At 67.3% G+C, this 19,713-nt stretch carries 20 protein-coding genes; 9 read left to right on the forward strand and 11 right to left on the reverse strand.

The features are described 5' to 3' along the window. Nucleotides 1-49: 49 nt before the first annotated feature. The 9 genes from A3OK_RS0101230 to A3OK_RS0101270 all read right to left on the reverse strand — a co-directional run bounded on the left by A3OK_RS0101230 (nucleotide 50) and on the right by A3OK_RS0101270 (nucleotide 8,296). Nucleotides 50-622: a cob(I)yrinic acid a,c-diamide adenosyltransferase gene (locus A3OK_RS0101230; protein ID WP_019903111.1), complete on the reverse strand. Its 573-nt coding sequence runs from the start codon at nucleotides 620-622 to the stop codon at nucleotides 50-52. 26 nt (nucleotides 623-648) lie between these two features. Continuing rightward, complete coding sequence (locus tag A3OK_RS0101235; protein ID WP_019903112.1) at nucleotides 649-1,266, reverse strand: acyloxyacyl hydrolase; 618 nt, start codon at nucleotides 1,264-1,266, stop codon at nucleotides 649-651. Nucleotides 1,267-1,410: 144 nt separating this feature from the next. After that, a complete protein-coding gene (locus A3OK_RS0101240; protein WP_019903113.1) occupies nucleotides 1,411-1,596 on the reverse strand; it encodes a twin transmembrane helix small protein in 186 nt (61 codons plus the stop codon). Nucleotides 1,597-1,696: 100 nt separating this feature from the next. Continuing rightward, on the reverse strand, nucleotides 1,697-4,324 hold the full coding sequence (locus A3OK_RS0101245; protein ID WP_019903114.1) for a TIGR02302 family protein: 2,628 nt from the start codon (nucleotides 4,322-4,324) through the stop codon (nucleotides 1,697-1,699). 193 nt (nucleotides 4,325-4,517) lie between these two features. Further along, nucleotides 4,518-5,792 carry a diaminopimelate decarboxylase gene (gene lysA / locus A3OK_RS0101250; protein ID WP_019903115.1) on the reverse strand — a complete coding sequence of 425 codons (1,275 nt, stop codon included), beginning with the start codon at nucleotides 5,790-5,792 and terminating at the stop codon, nucleotides 4,518-4,520. A gap of 80 nt (nucleotides 5,793-5,872) precedes the next feature. Continuing rightward, on the reverse strand, nucleotides 5,873-6,178 hold the full coding sequence (locus A3OK_RS0101255; protein WP_019903116.1) for a hypothetical protein: 306 nt from the start codon (nucleotides 6,176-6,178) through the stop codon (nucleotides 5,873-5,875). A gap of 113 nt (nucleotides 6,179-6,291) precedes the next feature. Continuing rightward, the gene (locus A3OK_RS0101260) at nucleotides 6,292-6,564 is read right to left on the reverse strand and encodes a hypothetical protein (protein ID WP_019903117.1); all 273 of its coding nucleotides are present in this window, start codon (nucleotides 6,562-6,564) and stop codon (nucleotides 6,292-6,294) included. A gap of 159 nt (nucleotides 6,565-6,723) precedes the next feature. Beyond that, nucleotides 6,724-7,515 (reverse strand): hypothetical protein, encoded by a 792-nt coding sequence (locus tag A3OK_RS0101265; protein ID WP_019903118.1) that lies wholly within the window; start codon nucleotides 7,513-7,515, stop codon nucleotides 6,724-6,726. A gap of 136 nt (nucleotides 7,516-7,651) precedes the next feature. Beyond that, nucleotides 7,652-8,296 carry a DUF1134 domain-containing protein gene (locus A3OK_RS0101270; protein ID WP_019903119.1) on the reverse strand — a complete coding sequence of 215 codons (645 nt, stop codon included), beginning with the start codon at nucleotides 8,294-8,296 and terminating at the stop codon, nucleotides 7,652-7,654. Nucleotides 8,297-8,419: 123 nt separating this feature from the next. On the opposite strand from A3OK_RS0101270, the gene A3OK_RS0101275 reads away from it, so the two are divergent. Beyond that, on the forward strand, nucleotides 8,420-8,896 hold the full coding sequence (locus A3OK_RS0101275; RefSeq protein WP_036302466.1) for a hypothetical protein: 477 nt from the start codon (nucleotides 8,420-8,422) through the stop codon (nucleotides 8,894-8,896). A 14-nt stretch (nucleotides 8,897-8,910) separates the two neighbouring features. Here A3OK_RS0101275 and A3OK_RS0101280 read toward each other — a convergent pair whose 3' ends face one another. Beyond that, nucleotides 8,911-9,765, reverse strand: a complete 855-nt coding sequence (locus A3OK_RS0101280; RefSeq protein ID WP_245259287.1) for a 3'(2'),5'-bisphosphate nucleotidase CysQ — start codon at nucleotides 9,763-9,765, stop codon at nucleotides 8,911-8,913. A 210-nt stretch (nucleotides 9,766-9,975) separates the two neighbouring features. Between A3OK_RS0101280 and A3OK_RS0101285 the strand changes: the two genes are divergently transcribed. The 7 genes from A3OK_RS0101285 to A3OK_RS0101315 all read left to right on the forward strand — a co-directional run bounded on the left by A3OK_RS0101285 (nucleotide 9,976) and on the right by A3OK_RS0101315 (nucleotide 17,088). Continuing rightward, the gene (locus A3OK_RS0101285; protein ID WP_019903122.1) at nucleotides 9,976-10,710 is read left to right on the forward strand and encodes a histidine phosphotransferase family protein; all 735 of its coding nucleotides are present in this window, start codon (nucleotides 9,976-9,978) and stop codon (nucleotides 10,708-10,710) included. A 145-nt stretch (nucleotides 10,711-10,855) separates the two neighbouring features. Further along, a complete protein-coding gene (locus tag A3OK_RS0101290; RefSeq protein ID WP_019903123.1) occupies nucleotides 10,856-13,576 on the forward strand; it encodes a hybrid sensor histidine kinase/response regulator in 2,721 nt (906 codons plus the stop codon). Between the two features lie 38 nt (nucleotides 13,577-13,614). Next, a complete protein-coding gene (locus A3OK_RS0101295; protein WP_026596818.1) occupies nucleotides 13,615-14,103 on the forward strand; it encodes a chemotaxis protein CheW in 489 nt (162 codons plus the stop codon). Between the two features lie 23 nt (nucleotides 14,104-14,126). After that, on the forward strand, nucleotides 14,127-14,507 hold the full coding sequence (locus A3OK_RS0101300; protein WP_019903125.1) for a response regulator: 381 nt from the start codon (nucleotides 14,127-14,129) through the stop codon (nucleotides 14,505-14,507). Between the two features lie 78 nt (nucleotides 14,508-14,585). Then, nucleotides 14,586-15,755: a chemotaxis response regulator protein-glutamate methylesterase gene (locus tag A3OK_RS0101305; RefSeq protein WP_019903126.1), complete on the forward strand. Its 1,170-nt coding sequence runs from the start codon at nucleotides 14,586-14,588 to the stop codon at nucleotides 15,753-15,755. After that, entirely contained in the window at nucleotides 15,752-16,627 is an 876-nt protein-coding gene (locus tag A3OK_RS0101310; protein WP_019903127.1) for a protein-glutamate O-methyltransferase CheR, read from the forward strand. The genes A3OK_RS0101305 and A3OK_RS0101310 overlap by 4 nt, the downstream gene beginning before the upstream one ends. 74 nt (nucleotides 16,628-16,701) lie before the next feature. Further along, the gene (locus A3OK_RS0101315) at nucleotides 16,702-17,088 is read left to right on the forward strand and encodes a hypothetical protein (protein ID WP_019903128.1); all 387 of its coding nucleotides are present in this window, start codon (nucleotides 16,702-16,704) and stop codon (nucleotides 17,086-17,088) included. Between the two features lie 115 nt (nucleotides 17,089-17,203). Here A3OK_RS0101315 and A3OK_RS0101320 read toward each other — a convergent pair whose 3' ends face one another. Further along, the gene (locus A3OK_RS0101320) at nucleotides 17,204-17,905 is read right to left on the reverse strand and encodes a response regulator transcription factor CtrA (protein ID WP_019903129.1); all 702 of its coding nucleotides are present in this window, start codon (nucleotides 17,903-17,905) and stop codon (nucleotides 17,204-17,206) included. Nucleotides 17,906-18,323: 418 nt separating this feature from the next. On the opposite strand from A3OK_RS0101320, the gene fliI reads away from it, so the two are divergent. Then, nucleotides 18,324-19,679, forward strand: a complete 1,356-nt coding sequence (gene fliI, locus A3OK_RS0101325) for a flagellar protein export ATPase FliI (protein WP_019903130.1) — start codon at nucleotides 18,324-18,326, stop codon at nucleotides 19,677-19,679. The last annotated feature ends 34 nt before the right edge of the window (nucleotides 19,680-19,713 follow it).

A 19,713-nucleotide genomic window follows, 5' to 3' on the forward strand; every position in this document is an offset into this window, starting at 1 on the left:
CAGCGTCGGATCTATAGCGTTCGGGACGGCAGCGGCGGAGGTGGCCGCCTCAGCGGTTCTTGCCCGGAACCCAAAGCACGTCGTCGGCGCCATTCGCATTCGCCGTGCGGCTCGCCACGAACAGGAAATCCGACAGGCGGTTGAGGTATTGCAGTGCCTCGGACGAGACGCGCTCACCCTCCACGGCGGCCAGCGCCACCGTGAGGCGTTCGGCCCGGCGGCAGATCGTGCGGGCGAGATGCAGGGCGGCGGAAGCCGGGGAGCCGCCGGGAAGCACGAAGGACTTGAGCGGCGACAGATCGGCGTTGAGCGTGTCGATGTCGGTCTCGATCCGCTTCACCTGGCTCGCGACGATGCGCAGCGGCTCGTATTTCGGCGGCTCGTCGCCTTCCGGGGTGGCGAGATCGGCTCCGAGATCGAACAGGTCGTTCTGGATACGGCCGAGCATCGCGTCGAGGACGGGATCGGCGTGGAGACGAACGAGGCCGATACAGGCATTGGTCTCGTCGACCGTGCCGTAGGCCTCGATCCTCAGATCCGCCTTGGAGCGGCGCTCGCCATTGGCGAGTGCCGTAGAGCCCTTGTCGCCGGTGCGCGTGTAGATGCGATTCAGGGTGACCAAGGGAGATCCGATCTCAGGGCGTCAAATCAGAACGTGTAGCCGAGCTTGCCGCCGAAATTCGTCAGGCCGCGATTCTCGTGGCACAGGCCGGCATTCGACATGTGCTCGACGGTGGCCATGATGCTCCAATGCTCGGTCAGGCGGAAGCCCAGGGCGGCAGCCTCGCGGAACAGCGGGTTGCAGCCGAGCGAGTTGAAGCCGGGAGGGGCATCGGCCTTCAGGCCGGTATAGCCGTTATGGGCGCCGGCGCCGAAGAAGCCTTCGAGGAAGACGACGTTGTTCAGGGTCTGCGGGAACAGGTCCACCGTCCAGGTCGCGCCGATATAGGCGTAGCTGGTGCGGCCGCCGAAATTGTAGCTGCCGCCCACGGTCGGACGCGGCACGAAGGCCTGCCAGAACGGGTCGAGGCTCACCAGCGGCTTGGTGAACAGGATTTCGCCGTTGATGTTGTTGGTGCCGTTCTCGGCGCTGCCCGGATCCTGGACCGAGCCGCCGATGCGGACTTCGGAGACGATGCTCATCGGCTGCACCGGCGCCAGGTAGGCGGCGGCGGGAGGCGGAGACCGCAGGTCGGCCGCCTGGGCCGTGCACACCACGGGGAGGGCGAGAGCGCCGACGAGGAGACGGGAGAAGATGGCATGCATCGGGGATGGATCCGGTTGAACATGCTTCGTCTACCACGCCGAAAGACCGCGGCGGCAGTCCGAGCGGTCAGTAATCCCGTCCCGTCGTCATGTTAGATCGCAGGTGAGACCCGCCCGCCACACTCACCGGGATGTGATCGCGCCTCAGGCAGAGCGCCACCACACCACGCCCATGATGAAAATGATCGCCAGGAACTGAAGCAGCACGCGCAGGCGCATCAGGCGCTGGGACGTGTTCGCGCTGCCGCCGCGCATCATGTTGAGAAGGCCGAGGAACAGCACCACGGCTACGGCGACGCAGGCGACGAGGACGAGGGTGTTGGATGACATGACGGCTCGCGCTCGCAACGGGGGGTACGAAGCCCATATGGCTCCGGCACCCCCCTAGCCCATAGGGCAGGGCATCGCACCCGTGGAACGGGCGTGCCCGTCAGTTTCGCCGGAGCAGGCGCTCGAAATAATCGAGTTCTTCCCTCGGGCGGCTCGGATCGCCGAGCTTGCGGCGCAATTCCTCCATGATCCGGCGGGTGCGCTGGACCGCGGATTCGTCGGCGGTCGGAACCTTGCCGCGCCCGTCGGAGAGGTCACGGCCCTTGGTCGGACGGCCGAGCGGATCGTCGTCGCGGTTGCCGGCCTGACCTTGCTGGCTCGGGTTGTCGCCGCCCTCCTGCTCGCCCTCGCCCTCACCCTGAGCCATGTCCTCCATCTGCTTCTGCATGCCCTCGGCGCCGCGCTTCAGCCCGTCGAGGGCACGGCCCTGCGCGTCGACCGCATCGCCTTCCTTGCCCTCTCCGAGCGCGCCCTCGGCGTCGCGCATGGCGTCTTCGGCATCGGCGAGGCCGTCCTCGCCCTGCATCCCGAGCTCCTTCATCCGCTTCTGCAGATCTTCGAGACGCTGCCGCAAGGCCTGCTGGCGGTCGCCCGTTCCGCCCTGGCCCTGCTGCCCCTTCTGACCCTTCTGTCCTTGCTGGCCCTGTTGACCCTGCTCGCCGCCCTGCTGCTGGCCCTGGTCGCCATCCTGCTGCTGACCCTGCTGGCCGCGCTGGGGCTTCTGGCCCTGCTTCTGCCCCGGCTGCTGGCCGCGCTTGTTCTGTCCGTCCTTGAAGGTCTCGTCGCGCAAGGCCTGCTGCTCGCGCGACATCTTGTCGAGTTCCTCGGCCTGCTTGTTCATCTCGCGGGCGCTCGGGTCCGACTTTCCGCCCTGTTCGGCGGTCTGAAGGTTCTCGAGGATGCCGCGAAGCTGTTCGAGGAGGCGCTGGGCTTCGGCGGTGTCGCCGCGCTTCATCGCCTCTTCCATGTCCTTGAGCATTTTGTTCAGGTCGTCCGGGGTGACGGACTTGGCATTCGGCGGAGATTTGCCCTTCTCGCCCTGCTGCTGGGGCTGCTTCTGCTGGCGCTCGGCCATCTGCTTCATGAACTTGTCGAGAGCCTGTTTCAGGTCCTCGGTCAGCTTCTTGATCTCGTCGTCCGGCGCGTTGCGGTCGATCGCATCCTTCAGCTTGTCCTGGGCCGTGCGCAGGTTCTTCTCGGCGTCGGAGAGATCGCCGTCCTCGATCTTGAGCGCCATCTCCCAGAGCAGATCGGCCACCTCGATCAACGCCTCGTCGCTGCGCGCCGCCTTCAGCCGGCGGGATGCGGTGCGAAGCCCGAGGAAGATCGACGTCTGCGGCGTGAACTGATCCGGCGCGATCATCAGCGCGTCGAGGGCGGTCTGAACTCGGCCGCGGCTCTCGTCGGGCGTGGTCACGAGGCGCCGACGCTCCTCGGCGAGGGCGCGCGCCAGCGGATCGCGGAACGGACGCGCCGGCAGCGTGATCTCCACCGTCTCGGTCCGCCCCTCCTGCCCGGACTCGTCCTTGACGACGAGGGTCAGGCGAACCCGCGCGCCGGACCAGGGATTGTCGGTCAGGTCGACCAGCGTCTTCGTATCGGCCTCGCCGCTCGCATCGGCGGGCAGGGCGAGGGGCATCTTCGGCAGGGGGACCAGCGAGCGCGCGCCGACGAGCGGTTCGACGATGCCATCGGCCGAGGCGATCCCGTAATCGTCCTTGGCGCGGTAGGTGATATTGAAGGTACCGCGCGCGTTCACCTCCAGCCCGCCGACGCGCTTCACCTCCGGCGCAAGGTCGGGAATCGTCTCGACGACGAGATGCTGCTTCGGCCCGGAGCCGGCGGCGATGACGAGATCGGCGGTGCCGCCGACCAGCTGGAAGCGGTCCTCGCGCAGGTCCGGCCGGGCCTCCTTGCCGGGCAGCGGCTTGAAACCCGCATTCGGGGTCAACACCACGTCGCCCTGGCCGGCGATGCGGACGATCAGCGTCGAATTCACCGGCGCGCGCAGGCGCTGCTCATGCCCGCTCATCGTGACGACGAGGGGCGGAAGCCGGGTGTAGAGAGGCGGATCGATCCACCCATCCACGCGGAAACTCGGACCCGGACCCGCCACCTCCTGCCAATCGAAGGCGCTGCCGATGCGCTGGCGCCATTCCGAGCCGGCGACGAACAGGCTGGCGATGGCGGCCACGGCGAGCGCCGCGCGCATGGCATAAGGATCACGGCGCGGCATGCCCGGACGGGGCATGCCGACGTTCAATCTCGCCACCGCCTCCGTCGCGCGGCGCTGATGCAGGGCCCACAGGGCCTGCGTCGCCGGATCGGAAGTGCCGACGGCGAGGGTGTCCTCGATCGCGGAGGCCGGATTGTGGGACAGGCCGCCGTCACGGATGGCGGCATCGCGGTCGAGGCGCGCCAGGGCATCGCGGCGGCTCGGACGCGACAGGCGGATCAGCGGGACCAGGGCGACGAGGAGGGCGATGCCGAAGCCGGCGAGCCCCACGATCCGCCAGATCGGAGGAAGGTCGAGCCAGAGGCCGAGCCATGACACCGCGAGGAAGACCAGGATGACGGCGAGCCCGCGCCAGAGCAGCGGCCATGCCCGCTCCCACAGGCCGGCCGCTTGCGATCGCGACACGAGCCGATCGAGCCGGCTTCGCGCGGCGGGCCGTTCCGATTTCGTCATGGTCGTCGCACCGGAGGTCGTCGCGTCGGCCTCGTCCATTCTGCAGGGCTCCCGAGGCGGGGAATGCTCACGGCATCCCGCCTTGTCAGCCTAGCATGGTGGCGACGCGAGACGATCGGGTCAAATCGGCCCACCCGGAGCGGTAAGGCCGGGCATCGACCTTTCGGGACGATGCATCGGGGTGGAGCATCCTCTTGTCCGAAAACCGGTTCCCACTTTTCGGGACGATGCTTTACTCCGCCCGCAGCCAGTCGGGCACGCGGTCGAGGCCGATGAGCTCGTCGTAGGTCTGGCGTGGCCGGACGACGGCTGCCCTGTCGCCGCTCACCAGAACCTCGGCCACGAGGCGGCGGGTGTTGTAGGTTCCGGCCTGGACCGCCCCGTAGGCGCCGGCCGTCATCACCGCGACGAGGTCGCCCGGCGCCACGTCCGGGATGTCGCGGGCGAGGGCGATGTAGTCGCCGCTCTCGCAGACGGGACCGACCACGTCGGCGACGAGGCGGGGCGTGTCGGCGCCGGGCTCGATGACCGGACGGAGGGCGTGATAGGCCTCGTAGAGCGTCGGGCGGATGAGATCGTTCATCGCCGCGTCGACGATGACGAAGGTCCGGCCCTCGGTGCGCTTCACGTAGAGCACGCGGGTGACGAGAATGCCGGCATTGCCGGCGATCATGCGGCCGATCTCGAAGACCGGACGCAGGCCGAGCGGCTGGAAATGCGGGCGCAGGATGTCCGCCAGGGCGCTCGGCTCCGGGGGAGGGGCGTTGTCCTCGCGGTAGGGGATGCCGAGGCCGCCGCCGAAATCGATGTGGTGGAGCGGGTGGCCCTGCGCCATCAGGCTGCGCGCCAGTTCGGCGAGGAGCCCGGCCGCATGGGCGAAGGGCGCGAGGTCCGTGATCTGGCTGCCGATATGCATGTCGACGCCCGACACCGCGATCCCCGGCAGGGAAGCCGCGTGGGCATAGACCTCCGGCGCGCGGCCGATCGGAATGCCGAACTTGTTCTCGGATTTACCGGTGGAGATCTTGGCATGCGTCCCGGCATCGACGTCCGGGTTGACCCGGACCGAGACCGGCGCGGTCGCGCCCAGGCTGGAGGCGACCTCGGACAGGACGTCGAGTTCCGGCTCGCTCTCCACGTTGAAGCAGTAGATGCCGGCATGCAGCGCGGCCGCCATCTCCTCGCGGGTCTTGCCGACCCCCGAGAACACGATCCGCTGCGGATCGACGCCGGCGGCGAGCGCGCGCCGCAATTCACCCTCGGAGACGATGTCCATGCCGGCGCCGAGGCGCGCGAGCGTGGTCAGGACGGCCTGGTTCGAATTGGCCTTCATCGCGTAGCAGACGAGGGCGTCGTCTCCCGCGAACGCCTCGGCGAAGACGCGGTAATGCCGCGCCAACGTGGCCGACGAGTAGCAGTAGAACGGCGTGCCGACCTCCGCCGCCAACCCGGTCAGATCGACGTCCTCGGCAGCCAGCAGGCCGTTGCGATATTGAAAATGATGCATCGGCGGGCCTTGGGGGACGTACCCGGAATCGAGAGCGCGCCGGACACCGGATGGCGGAACGACGTCGCGAAGGCTGGCTTCTAAAGCAGCGGGTCGAGGATGAAGGGCTTCTTGGGGATGTTGTAGCCGCGCTTGGCGCCCTTCGTCGTCTGGACCGGTGCCTCGACGACACCTTGGGGCGTGCCGGAGATGGCCGAGGGATCGAGATCGTCGCCATCTGCCACCGCGGTGGAGTCCACCACCGGCCCACCGAGGCCGAGCCCGGCGGGTTGCGCGGGCGCGCGGGTGTCCGGCGCCTGCAGCGCGCCGCGCCGGCCGCAGCCGGCCCCGGCGAGGGCGACGCAGCCCAGAACGAGGATCAACGTCAGGCGGGAGCGAAACAACATCAACGCGGGTCCGGAACCTCAGGCAGCGGCATCATAGCCGCTGCGTCTCGCCGATGCGAGCGCAACGGCCACGCTTTGTGCCGCCTGAGGCAGGGACGCCTCAGTCTTCGAGATCAGCCCTTCTTGCCGGGGGACTTCTCATAGGCATCGATGGCGCGGCGGCAATTCTCGGACAGCTTGGTCCAGTTGGTCTGGAAGCACTTGTCCATGGCCGGATCATCGGGGGAGAGGTTGCCGCAATAGGTCAGGTAATCGCCGGTGCAGTACTTCTTCAGCGTCTCGTTTCCACGCTTCGTCTGGGGAGCGCTTTGCGCGAATGCCGCCGCCGACGACAATGTGGCCATGGCGGCGAGAGCGAGGGCAAGCGAGGTCGACTTGAAAGCCATAGGGAACGCGATCCGTCTCAGACAGTGAGGATGTGACGAACCCGATGATGCCTATGCATGGTCGAAACAAGGCACGCCGGTGGTCATCCCATGAAGAATGCGGCTTCTACGCCACACCCTTCGCCACCTGCAATGGCGCCCGCGCCATTCGCCTTCGGATCAGACGGGCTCCGTCTGTTTCATCGCGACCGCGCCCGCCTGCGAACCTGGCATGGTGAAGGCTTCGACGGAGGGAAGGCGATTGTGGCGAAGCAGGGAATCGGCCACCTCGACGATGCGCCGACGAAGCCCGGCAATCTCCTCGTCGGGGGTCGCCTGTGCCGTCCGCAGGGCTTCGCATTCGGCGAGAAGCGCCGCGTAGCGCGCCGGCAGATCGCGGATGGTGTCGTCACCGGTGGAATCTTGACCGGTGGACTTCTGGTCAGCGGAAATTTCACCACCGGAATCCTCGCCGGTTGAGCCGTGGCCATTTGTCTCGGGCGATGCCTTCGCCTCCCGCAGGGCGTGGAGGTCGTCGATGAGATCGCGCTGGGCGTTTTCCAGGACCTCGAGCGTCGCGAGGCTCAGCGTGCCCTCGGCGCGCGCCGTGGTCAGGTCCCGCTCCACGCCGTCGAGGGTCGCTCGCGTCGAGGCGAGGTCGGCGTCCCGCTCCTCCACGTTCCGTGACAGGGCCGCGATCTCGATGGTCCTCGCGCCGATCGCGGCCATATCCGCGTGCCGGCTGGCGCGGGCCGCTTCGACCTTGCGCTCCAGGCGCCGCTGAGCGACCGCGAAACGCGCGCGCAGATAATCCTTCTCCGCGGCGATCTCGGATGTCGAGAACGGCACGAGGCCTTCGAGCCGGCGCTTGGCGAGGCGGGTCGCGCGGGCGCTCACCGCCGGCAGGACCATGAGGGCGCACAGGCTTGCGGCCAGGAAGCCGAGCGCGAAGATCATCACGGTTTCGATCACGCGGGAATGCTCATCCTAGCCATGGCGCGGCCGGAGGGACCGCAACGCCCATGCCTTTAGACCATTTCCGCCAGACGAGACCAATCCCTCGACGAGCGTCCAATGAGCCCGCGCCGGCAGAGGCCGTCGTAGTGGATCAGAACGGGTTCCAGGTCGGTTTCGACGTGAACTTCAGGTAGCCGACATTGATCCCGAGCCGCGCGCCGACGCCGGTCCTGATCGGCACCACCACCATCCCGTCGGTGGTGACCGCGGTCATTCCGAACCCGCCGATGAAATAGGCCGATCCGTCGACGCCGCCGAAGCGGCGATAGAGGCCGGAGACCGAGGGCAGGTTGTAGAGAAGCATCATCGTGCGGTCGCCGTCGCCGCCGACATCGAAGCCGATGGACGGCCCCTGCCAGTAGATCCGCCGCTGCCCGGCATTGCGGGTATAGAGCGTGCCCTCGCCGTAGCGGACGCCGCCGACGATGGCGCCGGAAGCTTCCTGTCCGAGGATGTAGCCGTTGGGTTCGCCCCAGCGGCGGGTCGCTTCCTCCACCGTGAGCGCGAGCCCACGCGACATCGAGCCGAAGAACTTGTGGCCGTTATCGACGATCTCGGCGGGACGGAACCGGCCGGGGGGAGCCTCGTCGAAGGCGAAGGCGGGAGCGATGGAGACGCCGGCCAGCAGGCAGGCGGCGACCGCCCCCAGGACGAGGCCGCGACGCCGGGTCGGGAGCGGGGAAGGCTCGGCCGATACGGCGAGCGGGTTCGAAGGATTTGTCATCCGGAGCACCATGTTCGCTCAACCAAGGTTCGACATCCGGCCTCTTCGCCCACATTCTCCCCGGCCGGACGTGTCCGAGCCGGGACAGGCGGATGTTCGAGCCCGCGTACCGACGAGTACAGCATGAATTACCGCATGAGACGGTTAACGCGACGTCACCTCGTCGGCGCCATGCTGGCGTCGTGCCTCGCCGCACCCCGCAGATCCCTGGCGGGGCAGGGGCTGATCGCGCTCAACGGATTCGACGCGGTGAGCTATTTTCTCGATCCGGACGGACCACCGCAACCGGGTCGCGCGGCCTTCGAATGGGTCTGGAAGGGGCGGACCTGGCGGTTCTCGCGGGCCGGAAACCTCGCAGCCTTCCGCGATGCGCCGTCCACCTACGCGCCCCGGCTCGGCGGCTACGATCCAATCGGCATCGTGAACGGACGGCTCGTCGATTCGGACCCGGCGGTCTTCGCGATCCTGCCCGGTCCGGCGGGGGACGCGCTCTACCTCTTCCGCAACGGCGAGCATCGCGCCAGGGTCGTGGCGTCACCCGCCATCCTCGCAGCGGCCGAGGACAAGTGGCCGGCCCTGCGCATGCTCACCGATGACGGCGACGCGCCCTGATGCGAGCGCGATGATCAGACCGGCGGTGGCGTCGTCTCGGGAGAACAGGCCGGCCGGATCGGGGTCAGCGTCGGCCCGCGATTGGGCAGGCCGAGACGGCTGGTGTAGCTCGGATCGCCGAGCGCTGCGAAAGGGCCGTTGCGGTAGAAGATGCGGTAATGGCCATACGTGATCTCGCGCCCCGAAGGCACGATGACGCAGCCGCCCGCGCTGGTGAGAACATGGTCCCCGGCGGCGGTGTCCCATTCCATGGTCGGGCCGCAGCGGACGTAGATATCGGCCTCGCCCGAGGCGATGAGGCAGAATTTGAGGGCCGAGGCGACGCCGCGCCGCTGGCCGATGGGCAACCCGGCGAGGCAGGCCTCCGTCTCCGTGTCGCCATGCCGCCGGCTGACCAGTGCCACGAGCCCATCCTCCGGCCCCTTGCGGACACGGATCGCGAACCGCGTCGTCGGTCGCCCGCGATGGATCGCCGCCTCGAACGCGGTGACGCCCGCGCCCCAGACACGGCCGATCCCGGGCGCCGCCACCGCGGAGGCGACGGGCCGGTTGCCCTCGATCAGGCAGATATTGACGCTGTAATCGGGATTGCCCGCCAGAAAATCGCGGGTGCCGTCGAGCGGATCGACCAGGAAAAATAGATCCGAGGGTGGAATGTCGTAGGTGGATTCCTCAGAGACCACCGGAATCGTGGGGTAGTGCCGCTTCAGCGCGTCGAGGATCAGCTTTTCCGATTCGATATCGGCTTCGCTGGACGGCGTTCCATCCGGCTTGAGCACGTGCGGGCAATCGCCACCGTGATGTCGCCGGAGGATGTCGCCGGCCTCGCAGGCGATGTCGGTCAATGTCGTCGCGATGCTGTCGCGCATCCGCGGATCGAGGGGCATAGGAAAGTCTTGCCTTGCGAGCCGCGCCTTGTCGACTCTAGAGTCTGCTCCAAAGCGTTCTACGCACTCGTCGCGTCGCTTTTCAAAGCATCCGGTGCCGTCTATCGGTGCCGCCCTCGGTTGGTTTCGTTTCTCGAAGCCGACGGACCGGCCGCATCGGCGGCCCATCCATTGCCCTGTGCGGAGAGCACGATGACCCCCGTCGATCTCGATTCCCTCGATCTCTCCGCGCTGCTCTGCTCGCGCGTCTGTCATGATGTCATCAGTCCGGTCGGCGCGATCGTGAACGGTCTCGAAGTCCTGGAGGACGAGAGCGACACCTCGATGCGGGAATTCGCGCTCGAACTCATCGGCAAGAGCGCGAAGCAGGCTTCGGCGAGGCTGCAATTCGCCCGCATCGCCTTCGGTGCCGCCGGCTCGGCCGGCGCGTCGATCGACCTCGCCGATGCCGAGAAGGTGTCCCGCGGGATGTTCGGCGACGAGAAGACCCAGCTCACCTGGAGCGCACCGCAGGCGCTCTACCCGAAGAACAAGGTCAAGCTCCTGCTCAACCTCGTCATGATCGCGACCACCACCATCCCTCGCGGCGGCCTGATCGACGTGGTCGTGCGCGGCGACGGCGAGGCGCCGACGATCACCCTCACGTCGAAGGGCTCGCACGCGCGCATCCCGGCCCATGTCGAGGACCTGATCGCGGGAACGCCGGAGGGCGGCACCGTCGACGCTCACAGCATCCTACCGTTCTATGCCGGGCTGGTGGCACGCGCGGCCGCGATGAACGTCCGCTTCAGCATCGAGGGCGACGAGGTGACGATCCGCGCCGAGCCGGTGGCCGACAGCGTCGCGCCGGCCGCCACCCCCGCGAAACAGCCGCTGGAGGATACGCGTCCCTCTGACAGCGAGCCGCCCGAGACTTCGCTCGCCTGATCCACGGGCTGAAAGTTCCGGCAGTTCTGAATCGGACCCTGCCGGGACTTTTGGATTTGTCTCTCCCTCGAAACTCTTCACTAACCTGTCGGCCTCAAGGTGGAAGGCGCACAAACTTAGTGCGCGTCTGGACCGAGTGCCTCTGATGGATGACTTGCTGCGTGAGTTTCTGACCGAGAGCGCAGAGCATCTCGATACCGTGGACGCAGAACTCGTCCGCTTCGAGCAGGATCCGAACAACCAGACGATCCTGCGGAACATTTTCCGTCTGGTGCATACGATCAAGGGAACCTGCGGGTTCCTCGGCCTGCCACGGCTCGAAGCGCTGGCTCACGCGGCCGAGACGCTGATGGGCCAGTTCCGCGACGGCATGCCGGTGAGCACCCCCGCGGTCAGCCTGATCCTGGTGACGCTGGACCGCCTCAAACAGATCCTCGGCGACCTCGAGAATACGGGCTCAGAGCCGACCGGCACCGACAATGACCTGATCGATGCCCTCGATGCCATGTCGGCGGCCCCGCATGTGGCGCCGGCACCGAAGGCGGAGATCAAGCTCCCCGATCCGGTGGTGCGCGAGCTCAAGCCGGGAGAGGTCTCCCTGGACGACCTGGAGCGCGCCTTCCTCGAAGCCGAAGGTCCCGACGAATTCGCGCCCGTCGCCGCCGATCCGGCACCCGCCGCATCGCCCGCGCCCGTCGCCTTGCCCGAGCTTCGGTTGCCGGAGCCAGAGAGTGCGTCCTTCGTCGAAGAGCCTTCGGCGAAGGCTTCCGGCACCAAGAAGACTGCCGGGGATGCGCCGAGCGGCGAATCCGAGGGCGGGGTCTCTAAAGTCCAGAGCATCCGAGTCAACGTCGACACGCTCGAACACCTGATGACGATGGTGTCGGAGCTGGTCCTGACCCGCAACCAGCTCCTCGAGATCGCCCGTCGCCACGACGATTCGACCTACAAGGTTCCCCTGCAGCGCCTCAGCCATGTGACGGCCGAGCTGCAGGAAGGCGTCATGAAGACGCGCATGCAGCCGATCGGCAATGCCTGGCAGAAGCTGCCGCGCGTGGTCCGCGATCTGTCGTCGGAACTCGGCAAGCAGATCGAACTGATCATGAGCGGCGCCGAGACCGAGCTCGACCGTCAGGTCCTCGAAGTCATCAAGGACCCGCTTACCCACATGGTGCGGAATTCGGCCGATCACGGCATCGAATCCGCCGCCGACCGCAAATCCGCCGGCAAGCCGGCCCGTGGCACGATCCGCCTGTCGGCCTATCACGAGGGCGGCACGATCACGATCGAGATCGCCGATGACGGCAAGGGCCTCGATCTCTCCGCCATCCGCCGCAAGGCGGTGGAGCGCAACGTCGCGAGCCAGGCCGATATCGACAAGATGACCGACGCCCAGGTGGCGAAGTTCATCTTCCATCCCGGCTTCTCCACCGCGAAGGCGGTCACCTCGGTCTCGGGCCGCGGCGTCGGCATGGATGTGGTGAAGACCAATATCGAGCTGATCGGCGGCGTCATCGACATCAACACGCAGCTCGGCCGCGGCACCACCTTCACCATCAAGATACCGCTGACGCTGGCGATCATCGCCGCCCTCATCGTGAAGGCCGGCGACCTTCGCTACGCCGTGCCGCAGGTGGCGGTGCTGGAACTCGTGCGCGTCGACAAGGCCACCGCCCAGACGGTGGAGCGCATCAACGGCTCGCCGGTCCTGCGTCTCCGCGAACGCCTGCTGCCGATCGTCACCCTCACCGGTGTGCTCGGTCAGAAGGACAATGCCGAGAGCATCGACAGCGGTTTCGTCGTCGTCGCCCAGGTCGGACGCCAGCGCTTCGGCATCCTCGTCGACGAGGTCTTCCACACGGAAGAGATCGTCGTGAAGCCGATGTCGTCCAAGCTGCGCCACCTGCCGCTCTTTGCCGGCAACACCATCCTCGGTGACGGCGCGGTGGTCCTGATCGTCGATCCGAACGGCATCGCCCGACAGGTCAGCCAGGGCGCCCAATCGGGCGGTATCCCGGTGGATGCCGAGCCGGAGGAGATGGATGCCGCCGACGCCAAGGCGACGCTGCTGGTGTTCAAGGGCGGCGGGGGCGGCTTCAAGGCCGTGCCGCTTTCCCTGGTCACGCGCCTCGAAGAGATCGAGGCCAACAAGATCGAATGGGTCGGCGGCCGTCCGCTGATCCAGTACCGCGGCCGGCTCATGCCGCTGGTCCCGGCCGATCCGTCGATCGAGATCAGAAGCGAGGGGACGCAAGCCCTCGTGGTGTTCTCGGACGGCGAACGGGCGATGGGCCTCGTCGTCGACGAGATCGTCGACATCGTCGAGGAACGCCTCGACGTGGAGATAGCGGCCGAGCGGTCGGACCTCATCGGCTCGGCGGTCCTGCGCGGCCGCGCCACCGAGATCATCAACATCGCCCACTTCCTGCCCCTGGCCTACGACGACTGGGCACGGGGATCGCGCAAGCCCGAGAAGCGCAGCGCGACGCTGCTCCTGGTGGACGATTCGGCCTTCTTCCGCGACATGCTGAGCCCGGTCCTCAAGGCCGCCGGCTACAACGTGATCACCGCCGGCAGCGCCGAGGCGGCCCTCACGACCCTGGTGAACAACGGCCGCATCGACGTGGTCGTGTGCGATCTGGAAATGCCCGGCCGCAACGGCTTCGACCTCGTCGCCGCCATGCGCAAGGGCGACGAGCGCCTCTCCCGGCTTCCGGTGATCGGCCTGTCCGGCACCGTCGGCATCGATGCCATCGAGCGAGCCCGCTCCCTCTCGATCGTGGATCTGGTGGCGAAGTTCGATCGCAGCGGACTGATCTCCGCCCTCGGCGAGATCGACATCGTCAGCCTTTCCAAAGCCGCCTGAACCCTGCCTTCGAGCGAGATCGGACACTCTGAGCCATGATGCAGGCCGCCAACAGCAACAAGGGCGTCGAGAACGGCGCCACCAACGACTTCATTACGGTGTTCGTCGCCGATACCATGTTCGGCCTCGCCATCGACCGGGTGCACGACGTCTTCATCCCCGCCGGGGTGACGCCCGTGCCGCTGGCTCCGCCGGAGATCGTCGGCCTCCTGAACCTGCGCGGACGCGTGGTCACGGCCCTGTGCCTGCGCCGCCGTCTCGGCCTGCCGGAGCGGGCCGAGGACAGCGAGAAGATGGCGATCGGTCTCGAACAGGGCGGCGAAACCTTCGCGCTCGTGGTCGACGGTGTCGGCGAGGTTCTGAAGCTGGGGGCCGACACACACGAGCCGGTTCCGATCAACCTCGATTCCCGTTGGCGCAATCTCTCGCTCGGCGTGCACCGGCTCGACGGCCGGCTGCTCGTCATCCTCGATGTCGACGCGCTCCTCGCCTTCGGAACGCAGCACGATATCGCCGGCGCCGCCTGACCATCCTGAGCGAGGACAGCCCCATGAAGAACTGTCTCATCGTCGACGATTCCGCCGTGATCCGTAAGGTCGCGCGGCGTATCCTCGAGACCATGAACTTTAAGGTCGGGGAGGCCGAGGACGGCGCCAAGGCTTTGGTGGTCTGTATCGAATCGATGCCCGACGTGATCCTGCTCGACTGGAACATGCCGACCATGGACGGCTACGAGTTCTTGCGCGCCCTGCGCCAGACTCCCGGCGGCGCCGCGCCGAAGGTCCTGTTCTGCACCACCGAGAACGATGTCGGCGCCATCGCCCGGGCGCTGCATGCCGGTGCCGACGAGTACATCATGAAGCCGTTCGACCGCGAGATCGTGACGGCCAAGCTCGAACAGGTCGGGTTCGGCCAGCAGGCCGCCGCCTGACACGATGACGGCGCGGATGCCGTTCCGCGCCGGATCGTCACCGCCTTTCCCCGTCGTGCCGTCGAAGCGTAGAGTCCCATGGCCGCTGCCGCCTCCGCCCCTGCCTTCGCGCCGCCCGCCGGTGCCGGCACCAGTACCGCCGCCCGCGTGCGCGTTCTGATCGCCGATGATTCGGCGGTGGTCCGCGGCCTCGTGGCCCGATGGATCGGCGAGGCCGGGTTCGAGGTGGTGGCCACGGCCTCCAATGGCCGCATCGCCCTCGAAGCCATGTCGCGCGTCGACCCGGACGTCGTGCTTCTCGACATCGACATGCCGGAACTCGACGGGACGCAGGCCCTGCCTCTGCTTCTCGCCAAGAGCCCGGGCGTGCAGGTCGTGATGATGTCGACCCTGACGACGCGCAACGCCGACATCTCCCTGCGCTGCCTCGCGCTCGGCGCCGTCGATTATCTCGCCAAGCCGGAAAGCAATCGCGGCGTCACCACCTCGGACACGTTCCGTGCCGAACTGATCGAGCGGGTGCGCGTCTTCGGAGCCTCGCGTGCCCGACGCCGTGGACCTTCCCCCGTAGCGCCGCAGGGAGCGGCCTATCACGCACCGGCACCGGTTCAGCGTCCGGCGACGCCGGTGGTCCTGCGTCCGAAAGCCCGCACGGGAATTCCGCCGCGCTGCCTTCTCATCGGCTCCTCCACCGGCGGACCGCGCGCGGTCGGCGAGGTGCTGGAGAAGATCGGCAGCGCGACCCTGCGTCAGTTCCCCGTCCTGATCGTCCAGCACATGCCGCCGGTCTTCACGGCGGTCTTCGCCGAGCATCTCGGCGCGAGGACCGGCTTGCCCGCCGCCGAAGGCAAGGCCGACGAGCGCATCCAGCCCGGCCGGATCTACGTGGCGCCGGGGGGGCGCCATATGGGCCTCCAAGGCAGCCGAAACGATCTCTCGATTCGCCTCGACGACGGACCGGTCGTGAATTTCTGTCGGCCCGCCGTGGATGTGCTGTTCAATGATGCGGCGGCCCTCTACGGCGCGGCGGCGCTCGCGGTGGTCCTGACCGGAATGGGTTCCGACGGAACCAACGGCGCGCGCTCCCTCACCGACGCGGGCGCGGCCGTGCTTGCCCAGGACGAGGCGACCAGCACCGTCTGGGGCATGCCGGGCAGCGTCGCCAAAGCCGGGCTCGCCCAGGCCGTCCTGCCGCTCGGCGAGATCGGCGCGGCGCTCCGCAACCTTCTGACGGGGCATGGCGCATGACCGACATCGAGTTCGACTTCCTGCGCGGATACCTCAAGACGCGGTCGGGCCTCGCCCTCAGCGCCGAGAAACGCTACCTCATCGAGAGCCGGCTCACGCCCGTCTGCCGGCGCTTCAACCTCGCGACCCTCCACGATCTGGTCAACGCGCTGAAGGCGTCGCGGGACCTGAGCCTGGAGCGGTCCGTCGTCGAGGCGATGACCACGAACGAGACCTTCTTCTTCCGCGACCGCGTCCCCTTCGACCTGTTCAGGGACGTGCTGCTGCCGGAGGCCCTGAGCCGCCGCGCCGCTCAGCGCCGCCTGAGGATCTGGTGCGCAGCGTCCTCCACGGGACAGGAACCCTATTCCCTGGCCATGCTGATACAGGACGCCGCGCCGCGCCTTGCCGGCTGGCAGGTGGATATCGTCGCCACCGACCTCTCGACCGAAGTGCTGGAAAAGGCCAAGGCCGGCCTCTACAGCCATTTCGAGGTGCAGCGCGGCCTTCCGGTGCAATCCCTGCTCAAGCATTTCGAACAGGTGGGCGAGCAGTGGCGCATCTCGGCGAGCTTGCGCCAGATGGTGGATTTCCGCCCGCTGAACCTGCTGAATCCGTTCGATTCGCTGGGTGCATTTGACATCATCTACTGCCGCAACGTGCTCATCTATTTCGATGCGCCGACGAAGGGCGACGTGTTGGGCCGCTTGAGCTCAAGCCTCGCTCCGGACGGCGCCGTCCTGCTGGGCGCCGCCGAAACCGTCATCGGTCTCACCGACCGGCTCGTGCCGCACCCGCAGCACAGGGGCCTCTACGGCCAGGCTCCGGCCGTCGCGCGGCCGACCTTCGCCACGCAGCCGCAGCTCGCCTTGCGCCGGGTCGTCGGATTGTAGCGCGACACATCACGATTCACGTGTCACGAGAGGCAGATCCGCGCTCGGGCGCCGGTTGCGCATGGAACGACGCCATGAGAATCCTCACAATCCTGCCACTGCTCGGGGCGATGGCCGCGGTTCAGCCCGCCATGGCCTCCGAACCCCTGTCCCTGCGGGTCGCGAAAGCTGCGATCAAGCGTGATTCGCAAGCGCCGAACGGCGCGACGGCGCGTCTGATCCTCGATGCCGAAAGCGGTCGGCGCCTGGCCGTCCTGGCGAACAAGAATTCGGGTCGGCTCGCGACTCTCGCCATCGACGGACAGGAGATCGAACGCCAGCGGGTGACGCCCGCTTTCACGTCCGGCGAATTGTCGTTGAACGGGCTGCCCCTGTCGAAGGCAGGCAGTACGGTCGTCCGGCTCATCCAGGGAAAAGCCGACCTCACCATCCGGATCGATCCCGCAACGACCGCGCGTTGACGCGGAAGGCGCGGGCCTCGAGCTGTTCAGATTTCACGTCCGGATCGATACGGCGTTCGCGCAGAACAAAAAGCCCCGCTCGCGCGGGGCTTTTTCGTAGGCGGAGCGTGTCGGCTCAGACGGCGATGCGCTCTTCGCCTTCGTTCGGCTCGCGGAGCACGTAGCCCCGGCCCCAGACCGTCTCGATGTAGTTCTTGCCGGAGGAGGCGTTCGCGAGCTTCTTGCGCAGCTTGCAGATGAACACGTCGATGATCTTCAGCTCGGGCTCGTCCATGCCGCCGTAGAGGTGGTTGAGGAACATCTCCTTCGTCAGGGTCGTGCCCTTCCGCAGCGAGAGGAGTTCCAGCATCTGGTACTCCTTGCCGGTGAGATGGACGCGGCTGCCGGAGACTTCGACGGTCTTCTGATCGAGGTTCACGATCAGGTCGCCGGTGGTGATGACCGACTGGGCGTGGCCCTTCGAGCGACGGACGATCGCATGAATGCGAGCGACCAGCTCATCCTTGTGGAAAGGTTTGGTGAGGTAGTCATCGGCACCGAAGCCGAGGCCCTTCACCTTGTCCTCGATGCCGGCCATGCCGGAGAGGATCAGAATCGGCGTCTTGACCTTCGCCACCCGGAGGTTGCGGAGCACCTCGTAGCCCGACATGTCGGGGAGGTTCAGGTCGAGAAGGATGATATCGTAATCGTAGAGCTTGCCGAGGTCGATTCCTTCCTCGCCGAGATCCGTCGTGTAGGTGTTGAAGCTCTCCGACTTGAGCATCAATTCGATGCTCTGCGCGGTCGCGCTGTCGTCTTCGATCAGAAGTACCCGCATCGTCGGTCCCCAGCCAGCCGGCCGTATGCAGCGTTCGGGCAAGCCCCCGCCGTTCGCCCGCCACCGGCCCGTGGCGGACGCTCCCTCGTCATTGACGTGAAACGCTAATGGTTAATCGTTAACAAAACCTGATTCTCGGTGGCAAGCACGGAATTGAATGTCGCGTAAAATGATGCTGCCATCGGACGGCGATCCGACCCGAGGAGACGAGGGGTCGGCGAACGCATCACACTAAAACATTCAGCTAAGCACTTGGTAGATCTGCCTTCATCCCAAGGTGTGACTCAACAGACACGCTGAAGCGGCGCATCACGGTCGATACGGGCCTGCGCCCGCCACCGATCGACGACGGACCGCTACAAGCCCGATGTACGCAGTGTTAAGGAGGGAGGTAAACGAAAGGTTGAGAGAACCGCAGATGACGGAGCGAACCCGCGTTTCCTCCACCCTCAGCCTGGCCTCGGCCCTGGCTGCCCTGGCCGCCGTCGAGACCCTCGAGACTTACGGACGGGTCGTGGCCATCAAGGGGCTCCTCGTCGAAGTCGCCGGTCCGGTCGCGGCGATGCGGCTCGGCGGGCGCCTCGACATCATGGTCGAGAACGGCGCCGGCGCCGTCCCGTGCGAAATCATCGGCTTCCAGGGCGAGCGGGCACTGGCGATGCCGTTCGGCTCCCTCGAAGGTGTCCGCCGCGGATGTCCGGCGATGGTGCGGGACGAGGCAGCCGGGGCGATTCGCCCGTCCGCCGGCTGGCTCGGGCGAACCATCGACGCCCTCGGCCGTCCCATCGACGGCCTCGGCCCCCTGCCACCCGGCCCGATGATCTATCCGCTCCGGGCCGATCCGCCTCCGGCGCATGCCCGGCGCAGGGTCGGGCCGCCGCTGGATCTCGGCATCCGCTGCATCAACACCTTCCTCACCATGTGCGCCGGCCAGCGCATGGGCATCTTCGCCGGGTCCGGCGTCGGCAAGTCGGTCCTGCTCTCCATGCTCGCCCGCTACACCGCCGCCGACGTCGCGGTGATCGGCCTCGTCGGCGAGCGCGGGCGCGAGGTGCAGGAATTTCTGCAGGACGATCTCGGCCCCAGCGGCCTCGCCCGCTCGGTGGTGGTGGTGGCGACCTCCGACGAGCCGGCGCTGATGCGGCGCAACGCGGCCTACGTCACCCTGGCTCTCGCCGAGTTCTTTCGCGATCAGGGCGCTCAGGTTCTCTGCATGATCGATTCGATCACGCGCTTCGCCATGGCCCAGCGCGATATCGGCCTTGCCGCCGGAGAACCTCCTACCGCCAAGGGCTACACGCCGACCGTCTTCAGCGAATTGCCGCGCCTGCTGGAGCGGGCCGGGCCCGGAACCGGGCAGGGGGCGATCTCTGGGCTGTTCACCGTGCTGGTGGAAGGCGATGACCACAACGAGCCGGTGGCCGATGCGGTGCGCGGCATTCTCGACGGCCACATCGTCATGGAGCGCGGCATCGCCGAGCGGGGACGCTATCCCGCGATCAACGTTCTGCGCTCGGTCTCCCGCACCATGCCGCGATCCTGCGACCCGGCCCATCTGCCCACCGTCCGGCGGGCGCGCCGAATCCTCTCGACCTTCGCTGACATGGAGGAACTCATCCGGCTCGGAGCGTACCGGGCCGGCGCATCGGCGGAAGTGGACGAAGCGGTGGCGTTGATGCCGAGTATCGAGGCTTTTCTGGGTCAAAGTAAGGAAGAAGCAACCTCGATAGGCGAGGGTTACCGTCGACTGGCAGAGATCGTCGGCGGTGCCTGAGTGCCGCTCGCAACCTCCTCGCTTTCGTCCCCGG

The organism is Methylobacterium sp. 77, assembly GCF_000372825.1.
Taxonomy (GTDB): domain Bacteria; phylum Pseudomonadota; class Alphaproteobacteria; order Rhizobiales; family Beijerinckiaceae; genus Methylobacterium.